Origin of the sequence: Pseudoalteromonas denitrificans DSM 6059 (genome assembly GCF_900112265.1) — a bacterium.
Taxonomy (GTDB): domain Bacteria; phylum Pseudomonadota; class Gammaproteobacteria; order Enterobacterales; family Alteromonadaceae; genus Pseudoalteromonas; species Pseudoalteromonas denitrificans.
Window position 1 is genome coordinate 65,363 of sequence record NZ_FOLO01000010.1, and the last position, 18,850, is coordinate 84,212.

Annotated in this window: 20 protein-coding genes; 2 read left to right on the top strand and 18 right to left on the bottom strand. The window is 34.6% G+C overall.

Annotated elements, in window-relative coordinates; translation table 11 throughout:
• Nucleotides 1-16 precede the first annotated feature (16 nt).
• Nucleotides 17-1,192, bottom strand: coding sequence for a radical SAM protein (locus tag BM088_RS08860; RefSeq protein WP_177207993.1), 1,176 nt, complete (start codon nt 1,190-1,192; stop codon nt 17-19).
• 228 nt (nt 1,193-1,420) lie between these two features.
• Here BM088_RS08860 and BM088_RS27180 point away from each other — a divergent pair, with 228 nt between their 5' ends.
• Entirely contained in the window at nt 1,421-1,582 is a 162-nt protein-coding gene (locus BM088_RS27180) for a hypothetical protein (RefSeq protein ID WP_177207994.1), read from the top strand.
• A 25-nt stretch (nt 1,583-1,607) separates the two neighbouring features.
• On the opposite strand, the gene BM088_RS08865 is transcribed toward BM088_RS27180, so the two are convergent.
• The 17 genes from BM088_RS08865 to mioC form a co-directional block, all read right to left on the bottom strand.
• On the bottom strand, nt 1,608-2,423 hold the full coding sequence (locus tag BM088_RS08865) for a helix-turn-helix domain-containing protein (RefSeq protein ID WP_177207995.1): 816 nt from the start codon (nt 2,421-2,423) through the stop codon (nt 1,608-1,610).
• Nucleotides 2,424-2,775: 352 nt separating this feature from the next.
• A complete protein-coding gene (locus tag BM088_RS27185) occupies nt 2,776-2,934 on the bottom strand; it encodes a hypothetical protein (RefSeq protein ID WP_177207996.1) in 159 nt (52 codons plus the stop codon).
• Nucleotides 2,935-3,110: 176 nt separating this feature from the next.
• The gene (locus BM088_RS08870) at nt 3,111-5,225 is read right to left on the bottom strand and encodes a winged helix-turn-helix domain-containing protein (RefSeq protein ID WP_177207997.1); all 2,115 of its coding nucleotides are present in this window, start codon (nt 5,223-5,225) and stop codon (nt 3,111-3,113) included.
• A 275-nt stretch (nt 5,226-5,500) separates the two neighbouring features.
• On the bottom strand, nt 5,501-5,917 hold the full coding sequence (locus BM088_RS08875; RefSeq protein WP_091982902.1) for a F0F1 ATP synthase subunit epsilon: 417 nt from the start codon (nt 5,915-5,917) through the stop codon (nt 5,501-5,503).
• Nucleotides 5,918-5,930: 13 nt separating this feature from the next.
• Nucleotides 5,931-7,316 (bottom strand): F0F1 ATP synthase subunit beta, encoded by a 1,386-nt coding sequence (gene atpD / locus BM088_RS08880; RefSeq protein ID WP_091982904.1) that lies wholly within the window; start codon nt 7,314-7,316, stop codon nt 5,931-5,933.
• A gap of 34 nt (nt 7,317-7,350) precedes the next feature.
• Nucleotides 7,351-8,211, bottom strand: coding sequence for a F0F1 ATP synthase subunit gamma (gene atpG / locus BM088_RS08885; protein ID WP_091982905.1), 861 nt, complete (start codon nt 8,209-8,211; stop codon nt 7,351-7,353).
• A 58-nt stretch (nt 8,212-8,269) separates the two neighbouring features.
• Nucleotides 8,270-9,811: a F0F1 ATP synthase subunit alpha gene (gene atpA, locus BM088_RS08890; RefSeq protein WP_091982907.1), complete on the bottom strand. Its 1,542-nt coding sequence runs from the start codon at nt 9,809-9,811 to the stop codon at nt 8,270-8,272.
• 15 nt (nt 9,812-9,826) lie between these two features.
• On the bottom strand, nt 9,827-10,357 hold the full coding sequence (gene atpH, locus BM088_RS08895) for a F0F1 ATP synthase subunit delta (protein WP_091982909.1): 531 nt from the start codon (nt 10,355-10,357) through the stop codon (nt 9,827-9,829).
• A gap of 14 nt (nt 10,358-10,371) precedes the next feature.
• The gene (gene atpF, locus BM088_RS08900) at nt 10,372-10,842 is read right to left on the bottom strand and encodes a F0F1 ATP synthase subunit B (protein WP_091982911.1); all 471 of its coding nucleotides are present in this window, start codon (nt 10,840-10,842) and stop codon (nt 10,372-10,374) included.
• Between the two features lie 67 nt (nt 10,843-10,909).
• Nucleotides 10,910-11,140: a F0F1 ATP synthase subunit C gene (gene atpE, locus BM088_RS08905; protein ID WP_091982913.1), complete on the bottom strand. Its 231-nt coding sequence runs from the start codon at nt 11,138-11,140 to the stop codon at nt 10,910-10,912.
• 72 nt (nt 11,141-11,212) lie between these two features.
• Complete coding sequence (atpB, locus tag BM088_RS08910) at nt 11,213-12,046, bottom strand: F0F1 ATP synthase subunit A (RefSeq protein ID WP_091982915.1); 834 nt, start codon at nt 12,044-12,046, stop codon at nt 11,213-11,215.
• 52 nt (nt 12,047-12,098) lie between these two features.
• Nucleotides 12,099-12,479: an ATP synthase subunit I gene (locus tag BM088_RS08915; RefSeq protein WP_091982917.1), complete on the bottom strand. Its 381-nt coding sequence runs from the start codon at nt 12,477-12,479 to the stop codon at nt 12,099-12,101.
• Between the two features lie 199 nt (nt 12,480-12,678).
• Nucleotides 12,679-13,593, bottom strand: coding sequence for a ParB/RepB/Spo0J family partition protein (locus tag BM088_RS08920; RefSeq protein ID WP_091982919.1), 915 nt, complete (start codon nt 13,591-13,593; stop codon nt 12,679-12,681).
• Nucleotides 13,594-13,615: 22 nt separating this feature from the next.
• A complete protein-coding gene (locus tag BM088_RS08925) occupies nt 13,616-14,395 on the bottom strand; it encodes a ParA family protein (RefSeq protein ID WP_091982921.1) in 780 nt (259 codons plus the stop codon).
• A gap of 23 nt (nt 14,396-14,418) precedes the next feature.
• On the bottom strand, nt 14,419-15,039 hold the full coding sequence (gene rsmG, locus BM088_RS08930; RefSeq protein WP_091982923.1) for a 16S rRNA (guanine(527)-N(7))-methyltransferase RsmG: 621 nt from the start codon (nt 15,037-15,039) through the stop codon (nt 14,419-14,421).
• A gap of 128 nt (nt 15,040-15,167) precedes the next feature.
• On the bottom strand, nt 15,168-17,057 hold the full coding sequence (gene mnmG / locus BM088_RS08935; RefSeq protein ID WP_091982925.1) for a tRNA uridine-5-carboxymethylaminomethyl(34) synthesis enzyme MnmG: 1,890 nt from the start codon (nt 17,055-17,057) through the stop codon (nt 15,168-15,170).
• A gap of 410 nt (nt 17,058-17,467) precedes the next feature.
• Nucleotides 17,468-17,929, bottom strand: a complete 462-nt coding sequence (gene mioC / locus BM088_RS08940; RefSeq protein WP_091982928.1) for an FMN-binding protein MioC — start codon at nt 17,927-17,929, stop codon at nt 17,468-17,470.
• 579 nt (nt 17,930-18,508) lie between these two features.
• Here mioC and BM088_RS08945 point away from each other — a divergent pair.
• Nucleotides 18,509-18,766 carry a hypothetical protein gene (locus BM088_RS08945; RefSeq protein WP_091982930.1) on the top strand — a complete coding sequence of 86 codons (258 nt, stop codon included), beginning with the start codon at nt 18,509-18,511 and terminating at the stop codon, nt 18,764-18,766.
• Nucleotides 18,767-18,850: the final 84 nt, after the last annotated feature.

An 18,850-nucleotide genomic window follows, 5' to 3' on the forward strand; every position in this document is an offset into this window, starting at 1 on the left:
TTCTCGAAGTTAGGTTTTAATCAAAAGTTGTTATTATTGGAATATCTGAAATACTTTTTAAATTTGATTTTAAATTTTGCGCTGGACAAGCTAATTTTGATAAATTAATTTCTTCAAAACCTTCAGTCCAAAATGAAAATTTATTATCATCAACCTGCAATCTGCCATCATCACAAATTTTTCCAATTTTATTATCATCTTCATGAAGTTTTACAGTACATTTTGACAAGCTCCCATCGGCTCGAATAACAACATGTCTAGGCATGGATGCATAACAAATATAAATATCTTTTATATTTGGTGTATTTGTTAAATCTCTATAAATCGTTTTTAACTGTTCAAGTTTCTGTTTCAAGTTAATAGGAACAAGTGCTTTGACATTTCCTGAATTATGACCCGTACCAAAATCACTAATATTCTTTAAAATAACTGAAAATCTTTTATCTAAAGCAAAGTTACTTTTTATTTTTTTTCCAAGCAAAATCACTGAGGATAAGTTTTTTTCAGTAATATGTATTCGTAACTGAATATGAAAAGACAGATTTGAGTGTGAGAAAGCTAAAAGATTTGACCAAATTTGGTTGAAACTCCCCTTACCACTTAGTTGAACTCTTGTTGAATCATGTAATATTCGATCGCCATCTAATGAGATCTGAAACTCACTTACGCCAAACTTAACCAGCTGTTCAAGCATTGTAAGATCGAGTAAATAACCATTTGTTGTCATATTCGCACTATATTTGAAACCGAATTCAGATTGTAAAAGTAAAATATGCTCAGATATGTCAAATACTGCAGCTGTATTTAATGTAGGCTCACCACCAAACCAAGTAATCACCAAGTTTTTTAACGTTGGGGCAGAATGAGATAACAAGTTTTTTATAGCATGAACTGTTTTAACGTCCATCTTTCCAATTTGGAAGTCTTCATAACAATAAACACATCTAAAATTACATTTTTCTGTAGGCATTATGGTCAAAAATAAAAAGCCATCAGAACTTGCCTTGATATATTTTTTTTTAAAAGTGTCATCGAACTGCTGTTTTTGATATTTAGACATCTCGATATCAGCTAGAGAAATTTTATTATCAGGAGCACTCAATTCTTCAGGCTTAATTACAAGATCTTTTAGAAATTGAACTTTCCTATTCTGAATTAGTTCATTCACCTTGAGTGGTTTATATATATCCACAGTGCATCCCATTAGACTTTTAACTTTTATCTTACAATCTGCCATATCGCATTAAAAACAAAATCCAGCCAAGCACTGTAAAATATCAGCCAACAAAAAAGCGAGACAAATTTAAAGACAAATATAAATAATAACCAGACAACTTATTTTTAAAAACTTTTAAAATCAACTCATTCCTCTATGCTGATGTATGAATAATTTTACTTTTCAACTTAAAGGAACATAGTCATGCTTGATAAAAAAAATGAAGATTTAGATGATCAAATTGAATTAATCGATTTAGAAGATGATATTTTATTAGAAACAGGGGGTGGTAATAACCCTAATATCGGCTGTGAAATACAGTCTAGTAATAATGCAAATATCGGCTGCTCAATAGAAATTTCGTAATAGGGCATAAGGCTCTCAAATTTTTTCACGCAACACCTGCAAAATTTGATCTATATGTACTTGGCGAAATACCAATGCAAGATCTAAAATTATTTCGGAAATTAATGGCATTGGCAAACCCTGCAACTCCTGCAATTTCCTCAATACATAATTCAGTATCCTCTAAATATGTTTTTGCAAGTGACAGTCTTTTTTGAGTTAACCATTCTTTAGGACTCTGTTGATATACAGCCCGAAATTGTCGATCAAAATTTCTTCGAGACATAAAAGCACGATCGGCCAACATGTCTATTGAGTGAATATCGGTTAAATTAGCTTCAGCCCAGACTAATACTTTTTTTAACCTCATAGAGCATTTTGATAAATCTGAAGTATTCTTTTTTAATATAAGAGATACTTTATTAGGACATAAACTAAGACGCTCAGCCATATCTTGTGCAATATGTAATCCTTTTTTCTCAGCGACATACTCTATAGCCCATTCAAGAACACTTAAACCCGAATTTAAAAGTAATATCTGTTTTTTAGCACTAAATAAATCAATATTAATATGCTGTCTAAGTATATTTATTACACTCTCACCAACAACAACGATATTTCCCTTTTGATACAAAAATTCTTCTATTTTATTTATGACAATTCTTGATAAATTTACTTTTTGATCCCATCCACAAAATATGACTATGCTCGATTGATCCAAATTCAGAGGTAACTCGGAGTCTTTTGAAGCTTGCAATTCAATTCCACTATCTACAACTTGAGGTAATGAAAACACCTCATAAAGACAGCCTAAATCAAAACTTAAAAAATTTTCTGGAGATACAATATTAATTTTGTACATATCTTGCCTTTCAATTTTATTAAACGGAAATGTCATAATGGTATAAAAAAGAATGATGTACAAATCACAAAAAAAAAGATTAACTGATTAAAATTAGTAACTTAGATTTAATTGTTATTTTAAAATAACATTTAAATAGCTTATATATATGTTTATATTTTTAAGATAAAAAAACTAAAATAAAGATAACAGTTTGAACTGTATAAATGGCGACTTATAAAATCGATTGATGGGTACTGAACTATAAAATTAGTGAAGTAAAAATCTGTAGAATTTATTTTTGAATAAAAAAACAGCCTTTAAAGGCTGTTTATAGATTTAAGTTCTTATCAAGTTGTTAATTTACTCAATTTTAAACATATAATTCAACACCACATCTAGTTTCTGTAGGATCGCTTGTTTGAACAAAGTCACCTCTACCAGCAGCTATTTTTGCGGTCATTTCAACAGGTAATTTTTTATAGTCTTTAGATAAGTTTTTTAGTTTTTTCTTATTTAATTTAAATTTCATATTTTGCCCCTTTAAATAATACTAATTTTTAGTTAATAATTTTTTACTACGCGCAGCTATCTTACCAATATTTAAGAAAAAATTACTTATAAAATAATTATAAATTACCATAACAATCTAAACTAAAGTACTGATTATTATGATGATAATGTTTCAGTAACATTTCAAAGAATCACTTAAAACAACTGTTCTTTTATTTTCGTCATTTTTATAAGTGAATTAGGATTATTTTTCATTAAACTAAAATATAAAGTTTTTGAGTTAGAATTTTGATTACTTGATAATGAAGTAATTATTTCTAAATCTTTATTAACTTTGTAAACTTCCTCAACAGGAGATTTATCATGAATTTTTTTTCTATAGATAAAAACATGATCTGAGTAATACAAATTATCACCATCATGGGTCCATACAACTTCAGCCTCAGCTCCTAAGTCTAATATTTCCTCTATTTGATTATCTTCTAGATTTTGCAAAATAAACTGATATTGATCATCTAAATAAATGATATGTGTATCAGATATCATTTTTGCATCAAGAACATTTGAATTTGAAACCTGTTTATACTTTTGGTTATTAATATCATAAATCCAAATATACGCTTTATTTAAATCGGATGAAGATACAGTATAAATGACTGTTTTGTTATTAGCTCCCCAAGCTGCAGTTTGAATTTGCCCGTCAATTTCAACTTTATGAATAAGCTGATTATTTCCTAGAGAATAAAAATATAAGTAGTTATTTCGTGCTACTAATAATTGAGTTTCATTCGGAGAAACAGCAATCGCAACGGTATCTAAAAAATCTAACTCTATTATTTTTTTTCTTTGACTTGCTTGTACATGCCAAATAGCATGCTTTTTACCTTCAACTAATAAAATAGCATCCTGATGTTGCGCTAAAGGGGCTACTAACCTTTCTTTCAAAATCATATTTGAAAAACTAGAAACTTGTTTTGTATCTAACTCTAGATTTACTAAGTCATAATCACTCCACTTAGTTGTTATTAATAAATTATCATTTGCATCAAGAATTAAATCATTCACTTCTTCTTTAGAATTAATCACAAATCTATCTAAGTTGTTGGTAACGATATTATATTTATTTAGCTCTTTTTCAGTTCTGTTAAACCAAGTAATGTTTTTTGATGCCTCATCCCAACTGGCTGTTCTAATTATATAATTAACATCCGCAATCATTTTTTGATTGCTACCATCAATATTTGCAATAAAAACTTGAGTCCCATAATGTTGAAAACGTAAAAAAACTAACTTATCAAAGTTTTTTGAAATTTTAACAAAATAATCACCTAATGCTTTTTGACCTGGTAATGACACTTGAAATTCTTTTCCTGTTGATAGGTCTCGTGTCATTAAAGCTGCGGTATTTAGCCTACCTCTATATCCATATTTAGTATAAATTATCTTATTTTTATAACTACTCGCACTTAATATATAAGATGATTTACATTCAAAAAGCTTTTTATGTTTAGATTTATTTGGTTCAGCTAATAAATTTACCATCCAAATTTCACATAACTCAATATCACCTATACTGATCAATTGGTAAATTAAGTTATGACCTTTGTTTGACCAACCTATGGGATATACATCATATTGGCTTTCTACAATTGTATAATTTATTAAACTTTCCATATCTTTGACATGTAAATTACTTACAGGTGAATTAACCCCTTTAAATGCAAAACCTAAATACTTACCACTAGGAGATAAAGTTGGAAATTCATAAGTACCTTTTTTCCAAGAAAATATGTCTGATACATAATTAATATTATTGATGCTTGTATTTTCTTTTGGAGTTATAAAATAGTACGCGTAAAAAACTAAGCCTGTGACTAATAATATAACCATGAAAAAAAATAAATTTTTGGGTTGTTTTTTTTGCTTACCCACTAATTTTTTATCATTAGTAACTAGCTCATGGTTGGTATTAAGCTCCATATCATTAGCATCTATAGAGACATTTATATCATCCTTTTCTTGATATTCTACAAATTGAACATCAAGTAAAAAGCTATAGCCTTTCCTGTAATGGGTTTTTAATACAAGGCCTGGTTGCAAGTCTGACTTACATACCTTTCTCAGTTCACTCATTGCCCTATTAATCGCATTATCATCAACATAAGACTGTTGCCATACCTCATCGACTAACTCTTCTCTGGTAACAATACCTTGACGATTTAATATTAAATAGGTCAATAGTTTATACAAAAGCGGTTCAAGTTCCTTCTTCACATCGCCATCAGTTATTGTTTGTAATCTTGGATCCAAACACCAAGCTCCAAACTTTACCGTTTTAACATTTGTCGAAAAATTAACTTTTTTTATTTTCATTCTTCTTTATTTTATTATGTAACAGGTACGAAGGCTCAACCTAAAATAAAAAGTGCTTAAAAACAACTTTTTTATAACAATCGAAAGATTTAATAGGAGTTTTTCATTAAATTCTCATCAAATGATGAAATATTATTAATACTGCAGACTAAAAAGCTAATTTACAGACATAAAAAAACCACCCTAAGGTGGTTTTTTTATAACCTGAAAGGTTATTTACGCATCATTTGCAGTACTTTAAGTTGTGCTATTGCATGTGACAATTCTGCCGCTGCTTCTGCATAACTTAAATCTGTAGCTGATGAATTCGCTAAATGCTCTTCAGCTTTGCGTTTTGCATCAAGGGCTATTTGCTCATCTAAGTCTTCAGCTCTTGTTGCAATATCAGCTAACACGATTACAGATGAAGGTTGAACTTCAAGTGTACCGCCAGCAACAAAAATCACTTCTTCTTGACCATGTTGCTTTACTAAACGTACCATTCCAGGTTTTAGGGCTGTCAGTAATGGAGCGTGACCTGGGTGTATACCTAGCTCACCTTCACTTCCTGTTACTTGGATAGTTTCAACTAGCCCAGAAAAAATTGTTTCTTCTGCACTAACAACATCCAACTGTACAGTCATAGCCATGACAAACTCCTAATTACATGTTTTTAGCTTTTTCTATCGCTTCTTCGATAGAACCAACCATGTAGAATGCTTGCTCTGGAAGATCATCAAATTCACCGTTTAAGATGCCGTTGAAGCCAGCAATAGTATCTTTAAGAGATACATATTTACCAGAAGCACCAGTAAATACTTCAGCTACGAAGAAAGGTTGAGAAAGGAATTTCTCAATCTTACGTGCGCGCATTACTGTGTTCTTATCTTCATCAGACAATTCATCCATACCTAAGATAGCGATGATGTCTTTAAGCTCTTTATAACGTTGAAGTACTGTTTGAACACCACGTGCAGCATCGTAATGCTCTTGACCAATCACTAATGGATCAAGTTGACGTGAAGTTGAATCAAGTGGATCAACCGCTGGGTAGATACCTAGTGATGCGATATCACGAGATAATACTACTGTTGCATCTAAGTGAGCAAAGGTAGTAGCTGGAGATGGATCGGTTAAATCATCCGCAGGTACGTATACCGCTTGGATTGAAGTGATTGAACCATTTTTAGTAGAAGCGATACGCTCCTGTAAAACACCCATTTCTTCAGCTAATGTAGGCTGGTAACCTACCGCTGATGGCATACGACCTAGAAGTGCTGATACTTCTGTACCTGCTAGTGTGTAACGATAAATGTTATCTACGAAGAAAAGTACGTCACGACCTTCGTCACGGAACTTCTCAGCCATAGTAAGACCAGTTAGTGCTACACGTAAACGGTTTCCTGGTGGCTCATTCATTTGACCGTAAACTAGCGATACTTTATCAAGTACGTTAGATTCGTTCATTTCATGATAGAAATCGTTACCTTCACGAGTACGCTCACCAACACCAGCAAATACAGAGAAACCACTGTGCTCGATAGCGATGTTACGGATAAGTTCCATCATGTTTACAGTTTTACCAACACCGGCACCACCGAACAGACCAACTTTACCACCTTTAGCAAATGGACATACAAGATCGATAACCTTGATACCAGTTTCTAAAAGTTCTACAGAGCTTGATTGATCTTCATAGCTAGGTGCAGCGCGGTGAATAGCCATACGCTCTTCTTCACCAATTGGACCCGCTTCATCAATAGGTTCACCAAGTACGTTCATGATACGACCAAGCGTTGCTTGACCTACTGGAACTTGGATACCTTTACCTGTGTTTTCTACTTCAGCGCTACGACGTAAACCATCAGTAGTACCTAGTGCGATTGTACGAACCACACCGCCACCTAGCTGCTGTTGGACTTCTAGAGTCAAACCCGCTAAATCGCCATTTTTAATTTTTAGTGCGTCATAAACGGCTGGTACGCTATCTTGTGGAAATTCAATATCCACAACAGCGCCGATTATTTGGACGACCTTACCTAAACTCATGTCTATTCCTCTAGTTTAACTTTGCCTAAACAGTTTAAACTGCTGCTGAACCCGCTACAATCTCACTGATTTCTTGCGTGATTGCTGCCTGACGAGCCTTGTTATATACAAGTTGTAACTCGTCCATTAAATCGCCTGCATTATCTGTTGCGGCTTTCATCGCAACCATACGTGAGGCTTGTTCAGAAGCTGCATTTTCAACAACACCTTGATATACCTGAGATTCAACAAAACGAACCATTAATGTATCCAAAATTGCTTTTGGATCAGGTTCATATATGTAATCCCAACGGTGTGAAAGCGCTTGGCTTTCTGCTTTTGGCAAAGGCAACAACTGATCGATCTTTGGCTCTTGTTTCATCGTATTAACAAAGTTGTTATATACTAGGAACAAGCGGTCTAATTTTCCTTCATTATATGCATCAAGCATAATTTTCACAGGACCAATAACGTCTTGTATAGAAGGTGCATCTCCCAAACCTGAGGCTTGTGCAAGTACTTTATCTTCAAAACGGCTTAAGAAGTTAGCAGCTTTATTACCGATTGCGGCAAAATCCACTTCAACATCTTGAGCTTTAAACGCTTGAACATTTTGTACTAATGTTTTGAACATATTCGTGTTCAAACCACCACATAAACCACGATCTGTAGAGATAACAATATAACCAACACGTTTCGCTTCGCGCTCTTCCAAATATGGATGATTGTACTCTAAGCTACCGTGTGCAATGTGACCAATCACTTTGCGTATATTTTCAGCATATGGACGGCTTGAAGCCATACGTTCTTGCGCCTTTTTCATTTTAGACGCTGCAACTTTTTCCATTGCGCTGGTGATCTTCTGAGTATTTTTAATACTCCCGATCTTGCTTTTTATCTCTTTACCGCTGGCCATGGCTCTTCTCCGAATCTTGGTGATGTAACTGCTTTCGCTATCACATCACCTAACTAAATTACCAAGTTTGAGTAGCTTTGAACTTCTCTAGAAGTTCTTTAAGCTGAGCTTCAATCTCGGCGTTGTAGTTACCAGTTTCGTTAATTTGAGCCACAAGCTCTGCATTTGCGCTATTTGCATATGAAATAAGGCCTGCTTCAAAATCTAAAACCTTTTCGATTTCGATATCTTGCAAGTAACCTTTTTCAGCAGCAAATAAAGACAGAGACATATCAGCAACAGTCATTGGAGCATACTGTTTCTGTTTCATTAACTCTGTAACACGCTCACCATGCTCAAGCTGAGCACGAGTTGCATCATCAAGATCAGATGCGAACTGAGAGAAAGCCGCTAACTCACGGTACTGAGCTAACGCTAGACGGATACCACCACCTAGTTTCTTAACGATCTTAGTTTGCGCTGCACCACCAACACGAGATACCGAGATACCAGCATTTACAGCTGGACGGATACCTGCATTAAATAAATCAGTTTCTAAGAAAATCTGACCATCAGTGATTGAGATAACGTTAGTAGGTACGAACGCTGAAACGTCACCACCTTGAGTTTCAATGATAGGCAATGCTGTCAATGAACCTGTTTTACCTTTTACTGCGCCGTTAGTGAATTTTTCAACGTAATCTGCGTTTACACGAGATGCACGTTCAAGAAGACGACTGTGAAGATAGAAAACGTCACCTGGGTACGCTTCACGACCTGGTGGACGCTTAAGTAGTAATGAGATTTGACGGTAAGCAACTGCTTGCTTAGACAGATCATCATATACAATTAGTGCGTCTTCACCGCGGTCACGGAAGTATTCACCCATAGTACAACCAGAGAATGGTGCTAAGAATTGTAGTGCAGCTGATTCAGAAGCTGAAGCAACAACAACAATTGTGTTCTCTAAAGCGCCATGCTCTTCTAGCTTGCGTACTACGTTAGCAATTGTAGAAGCCTTTTGGCCTACAGCTACGTATACACATTTAACGCCAGTGTGTTTTTGAGCAATGATTGCATCGATTGCTAAAGCAGTTTTACCTGTTTGACGATCACCGATTACAAGTTCACGCTGGCCACGACCTACAGGGATCATCGCATCGATAGATTTGTAACCAGTTTGAACAGGCTCATCTACTGATTGACGTTCGATAACGCCTGGTGCGATTTTCTCTACTGGTTCGAAACCATCGTTGTCTACCGCGCCTTTACCATCGATCGGAGCACCTAGTGTGTTTACAACACGACCAAGTAAACCAGGACCTACTGGTACTTCAAGGATACGGCCTGTAGATAATACTTTAACGCCTTCTCTAAGGTCAGCGTAAGGGCCCATAACTACTGCACCTACTGAGTCACGCTCAAGGTTTAGTGCGATAGCATAACGGTTACCCGGAAGCTCAATCATCTCACCTTGCATACAGTCAGCAAGACCGTGGATGCGGATGATACCATCAGTAACAGATACAATTGTACCTTCGTTACGAGCTTCACTTACAACTTCGAACTGCTCAATACGTTTTTTGATTAGTTCTGAAATTTCAGTGGAATTAAGTTGCATGCTCTTTCTTCCTAATTACGATTGAAGTGTTGTGGCTAGACGGTCTAATTTACCGCGTATAGAGCCATCGATTACATTGTCACCAGCTTTTACTACAAGGCCACCAACAAGTGTTTCATCAACACTACAATTCAGCTTAATTTTGCGTGAAAAACGTTTTTCTAACGCGCTAACCAATGCTTCTTGCTGATTTACAGCAAGTTCTGTTGCAGAAGTGATGTCTACATCAATTTCTTTATCATATTCAGCTTTAAATTCAGTGAATAATTCAGCAACAGCTGGCAGAGCAATTAAACGTCCATTTTCGGCTAAAACTTTAATTAAGTTTTGGCCGTATTCGTTGATTTGCTCAGCACAAACTGAAATAAATATTTCAGCTTGTTCTTCTGAGGCTTTGCTTGATACATATGAAAGTACTTGTTCGTTGCTTGCTACTTGTGCAGCAAACTCCAACATGTTGTTCCAATCAGCAACAGCATTATTATCAACGGCAAATTCGAAAGCCGCTTTAGCGTAAGGACGAGCGATAGTAGTCAATTCAGACATGCTCAGACCTCCAATTACAGCTCAGCAACAAGTTTTTCAACAATGTCACTATGTGCAGCTTCGTTAATTTCGCGCCCAATAATCTTCTCAGCACCGACAACCGCTAAAGAAGCAACTTGCTTACGCAGGTCTTCTTTAACACGATTACGTTCGGCTTCAATTTCTGAGTGACCTTGGGCAATAATGTTTTCACGTTCTTCGTGACCGCGGTGAGTTTCCTCATCAACGATTTGCGTAGCACGTTTTTTAGCTTGTTCGATGATTTCAGCAGCTTGAGACTTAGCATCTTTAAGTTGAGCAGTTGCTTTATCACGCGCAAGTTGCAAATCTTTTTCAGCTTGGTCTGAAGCGGCTAAGCCATCTTCAATTTTTTTCTGACGTTCTTCAATCGCACCGTTAAGTGGTGGCCATACAAATTTCATGCAGAACCATACAAAAACGATAAACGCGATTAATTCGCCTATTAGAGTGGCATTAATACTCATAACCGCTCCTCCTTTTCATTAAAAAAATAATAAGAATTTGATTCGTTTAGTAAAACGAAAAAAACTATTAAGTGAAAAGGATGAATAGACCGATACCAACACCGATCATAGCGATCGCATCGATAAGACCAGCTACGATAAACATTTTTACTTGAAGTGAAGCAGCTAGTTCAGGTTGACGAGCAGCTGATTCTAAGAATTTACCACCTAAGTTACCAAAACCGATAGCAGTACCTAGGGCACCAAAACCGATTAGTAAAGCTACAGCGATAAGTTTTAAACCTTCAAAGATTTCCATTTTTGTCTCCGATTGACATTTTAAAGTTAAAGTTAAAGTTAAAGTTAAAAAAATTGTTCTTATATATCTAAATTAGTGATCCGTAGACGCTAAGCTTAGGTATACAATTGTTAGCATCATAAAGATGAATGCTTGCAATACGATTACTAATATGTGGAATACAGCCCAAACAAAATGAAGCGGTAATTGGAATAAACCAATCGCAGCAATCAAGATGAAAATAAGCTCACCAGCATATAAATTACCAAATAAACGTAAAGATAGAGAGATAGGTCTAGCAAGTAGCGTAATCGTTTCCATCATAAAGTTTACTGGGATAAGCAGTGCTTGTACAAAAGGGTTTTTAGCGCTAAACGGATGTAATGTAAGCTCTTTAATGAAACCCATCATGCCTTTAACACGAATTGAATAGAATATAATTAACGCAAAAACACCAATCGCTAAAGCAGCAGTTAGATTTAAATCTGTTGTAGGCACTACTTTCATGTATACATCATGGGAGCTTTCAACAGCACCAGTCGCTACGCCAATCTGACCAGCTAATGCAGGTAAAAAATCTACCGGAATTAAATCCATTAGATTCATCAAAAATACCCAAACAAAAATAGTTAGGGCCAGTGGAGCTATTAATTTGCTTTTACCGTGAAAAGTATCTTTCACATTTTGATCAACAAATTCAACAACCATCTCAATTAGACACTGCCATTTTCCTGGAACGCCAAGTGTTGCTTTATTTGCAGCACTTTTAAATATCCATAAAAATATCAGTCCTAAACCAATGGACCATGCAAGGGTATCTACATTAAGTACCATAAACGAATTTGTCGGATCGTCGGTTAGGGCAACCTGTCCATTCGTTAAATGGTGCTTGATGTAACCCTGTAGGGTTTGCTCTTCAGCAGCCATGTTTTATCCTAAAGTTAAAGTTTAAAAGTTAAAGAAAAAGTTAATTTCACCATTATTTTTTAAAAAACAAAGGTGCAAACCACTGCATGAACATAATCAGTATGTAACAGGCAAAAAATGCTAATGGCACCACCTGAACAGACTTAAAAATCAATGCAAATAAAAATATGGTTAATAAAAATTTTAATCCACTGCCTCGTTTAAACGAAACATATACTTGATTTGCTTGTCTAGCACCAGAATATCTAAATGCATAGACTGCAAATACTAAATTGGCGATAACGCAAACAAATCCGCCAGCAACTGCTGATAAACCTGCTTTTGACCCCCAACCCATAAAAATTATGGCTGCAGCAATGAGTGCTACACTCGCTTGAAATATGATTAATTTAAATGCTGCGGTACGTAATGGCTGAGCTAAGCGATTATTCACGTTTTGTTAACCTTTACGTCGCTAAAAATTTCAAGTTACAAAAAAACTGGCGAAATTATACTTATTTCTGCCAGTTTTGCAACTTGTGATGCACATTAATAGCGCAAAATAATTGTAACTTGAGTGCAAATAAATATAAGAGAAAACCCTCTGAAAGGCTGATATTTATTCGAAGTTTAGATATGAGTTAGATATTTATTCATTCTTCAAGTGTGTCAGAATTAATTCTCTCAATAATACCGTCAAGTTCAGCTAAGTTTGTATATGAAATAACAAGCTTCCCTTTGCCTTTTTTATTGTAACTTATGTCAACTTTAGCTCCCAAGTTATCAGTTAACTGCTTCTCCAACTGTTTGACATCTGGGTCTTTTTCAACCTTAACACTTTCAGGAATCGGTTCTAAAATTGATTTCACTAATTTTTCAGTTTCACGTACAGTTAATACTTTAGCCACAACCTGGCGCGCAGTATCCGATTGTACATAACCTTCAAGAGCTAATAGACAACGTGCATGGCCCATTTCTAAATCACCATGTTCTAACAACTTTTTAACATCTTCATTTAAGTTATTTAAACGCATTAAATTTGTTACTGTTGTACGCGATTTACCAACTGCATCGGCAACTTGTTGATGCGTGAGTTCAAATTCATTTAATAATCGATCAAGTGCAACTGCTTCTTCCATTGCATTAAGATCTTCACGTTGAATATTTTCAATGAGTGCAATTGCAACAGCAGCTTCATCTGCAACATTTTTGATAAGACAAGGTACTAAATCTAAACTAGCAAGCTGTGCTGCACGCCAACGTCGTTCACCTGCGATAATTTCATAACTATCTTTAGATAATTCACGAACAACTATTGGCTGTATTACACCTTGCGAACGAATCGAGCTAGCTAAATCTTCTAATGCTTGCTCAGACATATCCTTACGAGGTTGATATTTACCAGGTTTAATAAACTCTATTGGTAGATTTTGTAATTCGCTTTTTTCTAAATTTTGTGTGATTTCAACCGAATCGATTGATGTCTGTGCTGTTTTAGCTACAGCAGGTTTGCTTGATGTCAATAAGGCATCTAAGCCACGACCAAGACCACGTTTTTTAGCAGACATTGTAATTTACTACCTTTAAAAATTATGCAACTTCGACCTGTTCTTTGCGTCTCAGTATTTCACCTGCCAATGCCAAATAAGCTTTAGCGCCCGTAGAAGTGCGATCATAATACATCGCGGGAGAGCCAAAACTAGGCGCTTCTGCTAATCTTACATTTCTAGGAATGACAGTTCGGTAAACTTTTTCGCCAAAATGTTGTTTTAGTTGCTCAGATACATCATTGGCTAAACGATTACGAGGATCATACATGGTTCGCAAAATACCTTCAATTTTCAAATCAGGATTAACTAGTTTTGCTAATTGGGTGATCGTTTCCATTAATGCAGTTAAACCTTCTAATGCGTAATATTCACATTGCATTGGTACTAAAACAGAGTCAGCAGCTGTCATTGCATTAACTGTTAACATATTAAGTGAAGGTGGGCAGTCAATAAAAATGAAATCGTACTGCTCTTTAACTAGCTCTAAAGCATTTCTTAATCTGACTTCACGAGCAAATAATTCCATTAATTTCACTTCAACAGCAGTGACATCACCGTTTGCTGGAATTAAATGATATTCACCTGAAGTTTCTTTTTCTACAATTTCTTCAAAGGGCTTTTCATCAACTAAGAGATCATAAACAGTGGAAACATCACCATACTTATCAATGCCACTACCCATAGTGGCATTACCTTGAGGATCTAAATCGATTAATAATACTTTTCGTTTTGTTGCTGCCATCGAAGCAGCTAAATTAACCGCAGTGGTTGTTTTACCAACACCACCTTTTTGGTTAGCAATGACGATAACTTTTGCCACAGTATCCCCTGATTAAGTTTTTATTATGCTTTATTTAAAATAATTAAATGCCTTTGCGCATCTAATCCAGGAACTTCAAGTATTATATTTTCTTCAAATTTAATATTTTCAGGCAAAGATGCAAGTTCTTCATCAGGATATTGACCTTTAAGTGCAATAAATTTACCTGAATCATCAATTAAGTGTTCACACCATTGGAGCATATCTTGTATTGAAGCAAAAGCACGACTTAAAACACCATCTAATTTTACCGGAGCTTGATATTCTTCAACTCTTGATTGTACAGGCGTCACATTAGATAAACCAAGTTCGTGTTTCACTTGAGTTAAGAATCTAACACGTTTACCTAAACTGTCTAACAAAATAAATTGTGTGTCTGGTAATGCAATCGCTAAAACAATTCCTGGAAGTCCTGGTCCAGTTCCAACATCAATATAATTTTTACCATTAATATGAGGTGCAACAACAAGCGCATCTAAAATATGTTTAACCATCATTTGAGAAGGTTCTCTCACTGAAGTTAAGTTATAAGCTTTATTCCATTTATCTAACAGCTCAACATACTTTACTAATTTTAATTTTTGCTCATCTGTTAATTCAATAGATGTTTGCGCGAGTAATTCATTTAATTGTTCTAATAACACACGATACCTTTAATTGCATATTTTGTATTCAATATTGATATTACTATCAAGTAATGAAATTTAAGTTACGTTTATAATACAACATAAAAAATATCCCTAATGAGAACATTAGGGATAACAAGTTTTTACTAAGCCATCTTTTTAATCAGGCCCTGTTTTTTCAAGTATACCAGTAATAGTGATATAGCAGCAGGTGTGATACCAGAAATTCGCGATGCTTGACCAATTGTTTGTGGCCTTGCATCTGTTAATTTAGCAACGACTTCATTTGATAAACCCGAAACAATTGAATAATCATAATCAGCTGGTAATAAAGTTTCTTCATGGCGAAGTTGTTTATTTATCTCTTCTTGCTGACGTGCAATGTATCCAGCATATTTTATTTGGATTTCAACTTGCTCTAATGCCTGCTTGTTTTCAATTTCAGATCCTAAACCAGGGATCTGAGTCAATGTTTTATAATTAACTTCAGGGCGGCGGATCAGATCTTCTAAACTTGCTTCTCTAGATAAAGCTGATTTTAAGAGATCATTAACTGCATTTATTTGTTCATGCTCTTTATGGATCCAAGTACTTTTTAATCTTTGACTTTCAATTTCAATCGCTTGCATTTTCTCATTGAAAGCTTTCCAACGGGCATCACCAACTAATCCTAATTCACGGCCTTTTTCAGTTAATCTAATATCAGCATTATCTTCTCGTAATAATAAACGATATTCAGCACGGCTAGTAAACATACGGTAAGGTTCTTTTGTGCCCATAGTTGCTAAATCATCAATCAATACGCCTATATATGCTTGATCACGGCGTGGCGTCCAAGCATCTTTACCTTGTTCTTTTAATGCTGCATTCAAACCGGCAATTAAGCCTTGCGCTCCCGCTTCTTCATATCCAGTCGTGCCATTTATTTGACCAGCAAAAAACAAACCTTCAATAAACTTTGTTTCAAGTGATTGTTTTAAATCTCTTGGATCAAAAAAATCATATTCAATAGCATATCCAGGTCGACAAATATGTGCATTTTCAAAACCTTTCATAGATCTGACAATTTGAACTTGAACATCAAAAGGTAAACTTGTTGAAATTCCATTAGGATAAAGTTCATGAGTTGTTAAACCTTCAGGCTCTACAAAGATCTGATGCTGATCTTTATCAGCAAATCGCATTACTTTATCTTCAATTGAAGGACAATAGCGCGGACCCACACCTTCGATCACTCCTGCATACATAGGAGAGCGATCTAAATTATCGCGGATCACATCATGAGTTTTTTCATTTGTATAAGTAATATAGCATGGGATCTGTTTTGGATGATCAGACTGTTTACCCATGAATGAAAAAATGGGTGTTGGTGTATCTCCAGGTTGCTCTTGCATTACAGAAAAATCAACGGTACGCGCATCTATACGTGGTGGTGTTCCTGTTTTTAAACGATCTACTCTAAATGGTAATTCACGTAAGCGATTCGCAAGTGCTATTGAAGGCGGATCACCGGCACGGCCACCACTAAAATTTTCAAGTCCAATATGAAGTCGGCCACCAAGAAAAGTTCCAACAGTTAGAACAACTGATCCAGCGGAAAAACGTAAACCCATTTGAGTTACAACGCCTGTTACGCGATCATTTTCAACAACTAAGTCATCGCAAGATTGTTGAAATATTTTTAAATTTTCTTGGTTTTCTAAAATATCCTGAATAGCTGCTTTATAAAGCATTCGATCTGCTTGAGCTCGCGTAGCTCTAACTGCTGGGCCTTTAGATGAATTAAGTGTTCTAAATTGAATACCAGCTTTATCAATAGCTTTTGCCATTGCACCACCTAAAGCATCAATTTCTTTTACCAGATGTCCCTTACCTATCCCACCTATTGCGGGATTACATGACATTTGACCTAAGGTATCTATATTTTGAGTTAACAGCAAAGTGTTCATACCCATTCTTGCAGATGCTAACGCAGCTTCTGTACCCGCATGTCCACCACCTACAACAATTACATCAAAATGTTCATGAAAAATCATCTAACGATCCTACTCCAATAAGCCATCAATTTTCAAAAGGGAGCGTATTCTACCTAGAATTTTAAAGAAGTGAAATGGTTATTTTTTACTCACGATCTTTTAAAGGATCTTATATAAATAAAGGATCTTTTAAAGAGATCTTTATTGATCTTACTACTATAGAGCTTAATTTCTGTATATAAGTCACTTTTATATATTTAGTTCAATAGCTTGTAGAAGATCTTACTTGTTAATATGATCGGATCATCTCATGTAAAAGCTCTGATCAAAAGACCTTGTTATACACAGAGGAATGGATGCAAATATTTATCCAGTGGATAATACTCCCTATATACGCAACTTGATCAAGGTTTATTAACAGTTGGATCTAAAATTACTATATATTGTGTATAACCTATTAATATTAGATCTTAAAGGTTCTTTTGTGAAATAGAAGATAACCAGTTAGGTAACCAAGCGATCGCTATATCTTCTGGTAAGTTTTCATCCATTGCATCAATTTCTAACACTTCCATTATCTGATTAGCTTGTTTAGTTTTTAATAATAGATCTACATCTTTAGCTGCTTTATTGTAAGTATCATAACTTGTATCACCAAGCCCTATTACAGTATAACTTAAGCTTTTCAACTGCGAATGATTATTTATTTGCTTTATAAGTAATTGTAAATTATCAGGTAATTCTCCAGCGCCATGCGTAGAAGTGCAAATTAACCAAATTACATCACTGATAGGTATCTGCTCTAAATTGGGTTGTTCATGTAGCTGGCAACTGTAACCTTTACTTTGTAATATGCCATTTAGTTGATCTGCAACATATTCAGATGATCCCATTTGGCTGCCAACAATAATGTGAATGATTTTTTCTGTCATGATCTGTTTGTTTATTAATTTTATTATCTTTTTATGATCATAATTTATTTTTAATAAATGGGATAGATCGATTGTGAATATAATTTTATAGTGTTTGTTTGTTTTTTATTCTTATTTAACCTTTCTGTTTTTAACTTGATGTTTTTTAATGTTTTATTTTTAATTTCAATGATCACAAATATGAGATCATCTTGTTGATAAACTTGGGGAAACTCGTTATTAATTTGTCATTAAATTGATCTTACTTTTACTTTAAGTGCCATTATGTATTTTAGTTTGTTTGATCTGTCTAATTATTTTGCTTTTTGATTATAGATCAGTTGTTTTTTATCGTTGATCTTACATTGTGGATAGATCTGATATAAAAATTTAATAAATACAGCTTTTCTTCTTTTGTTATAGATCTAAAAGATATTTTTTTAGATCTAATTAATATAAAAAAAGTCAATTGATCGCATTTTAAAAGTGATCCGCTGGCTTTATTTCTAGATTTTTTATTTTAAATTATAGTTTTTGACTAGTTTAAAGATCTTATTAATTACATAATGACAAAATGTTACGTTTATTATGGTGTTTTGTATGGGGATCATTTTTCATAAGATCAAAGAAGGGGAATTTATTCGTTTGGTAGAAGCAAATGGGATCCATGAGTTTTTTGCTCAAGAGTCTCAATTAGAGTCTGATAAGTATCACTTATTAGGGGTCAATACGCAATCAAAAATTGGCTATACTGTACGTCATGGTCGTATTGATGAGATGAGATCATGGAGGTTAGATCGCTTAGCATTACTAATAAAAAAACTTGGAATTAAAGGTTTTAATGTAAGAAATATATGATCTTTCTAAGTATCATAAATACAATTAAAACCCTTAAAAAGCAAATAAGCGACAGGGGATAGGGGTTTTAACCGTGTTTTATGT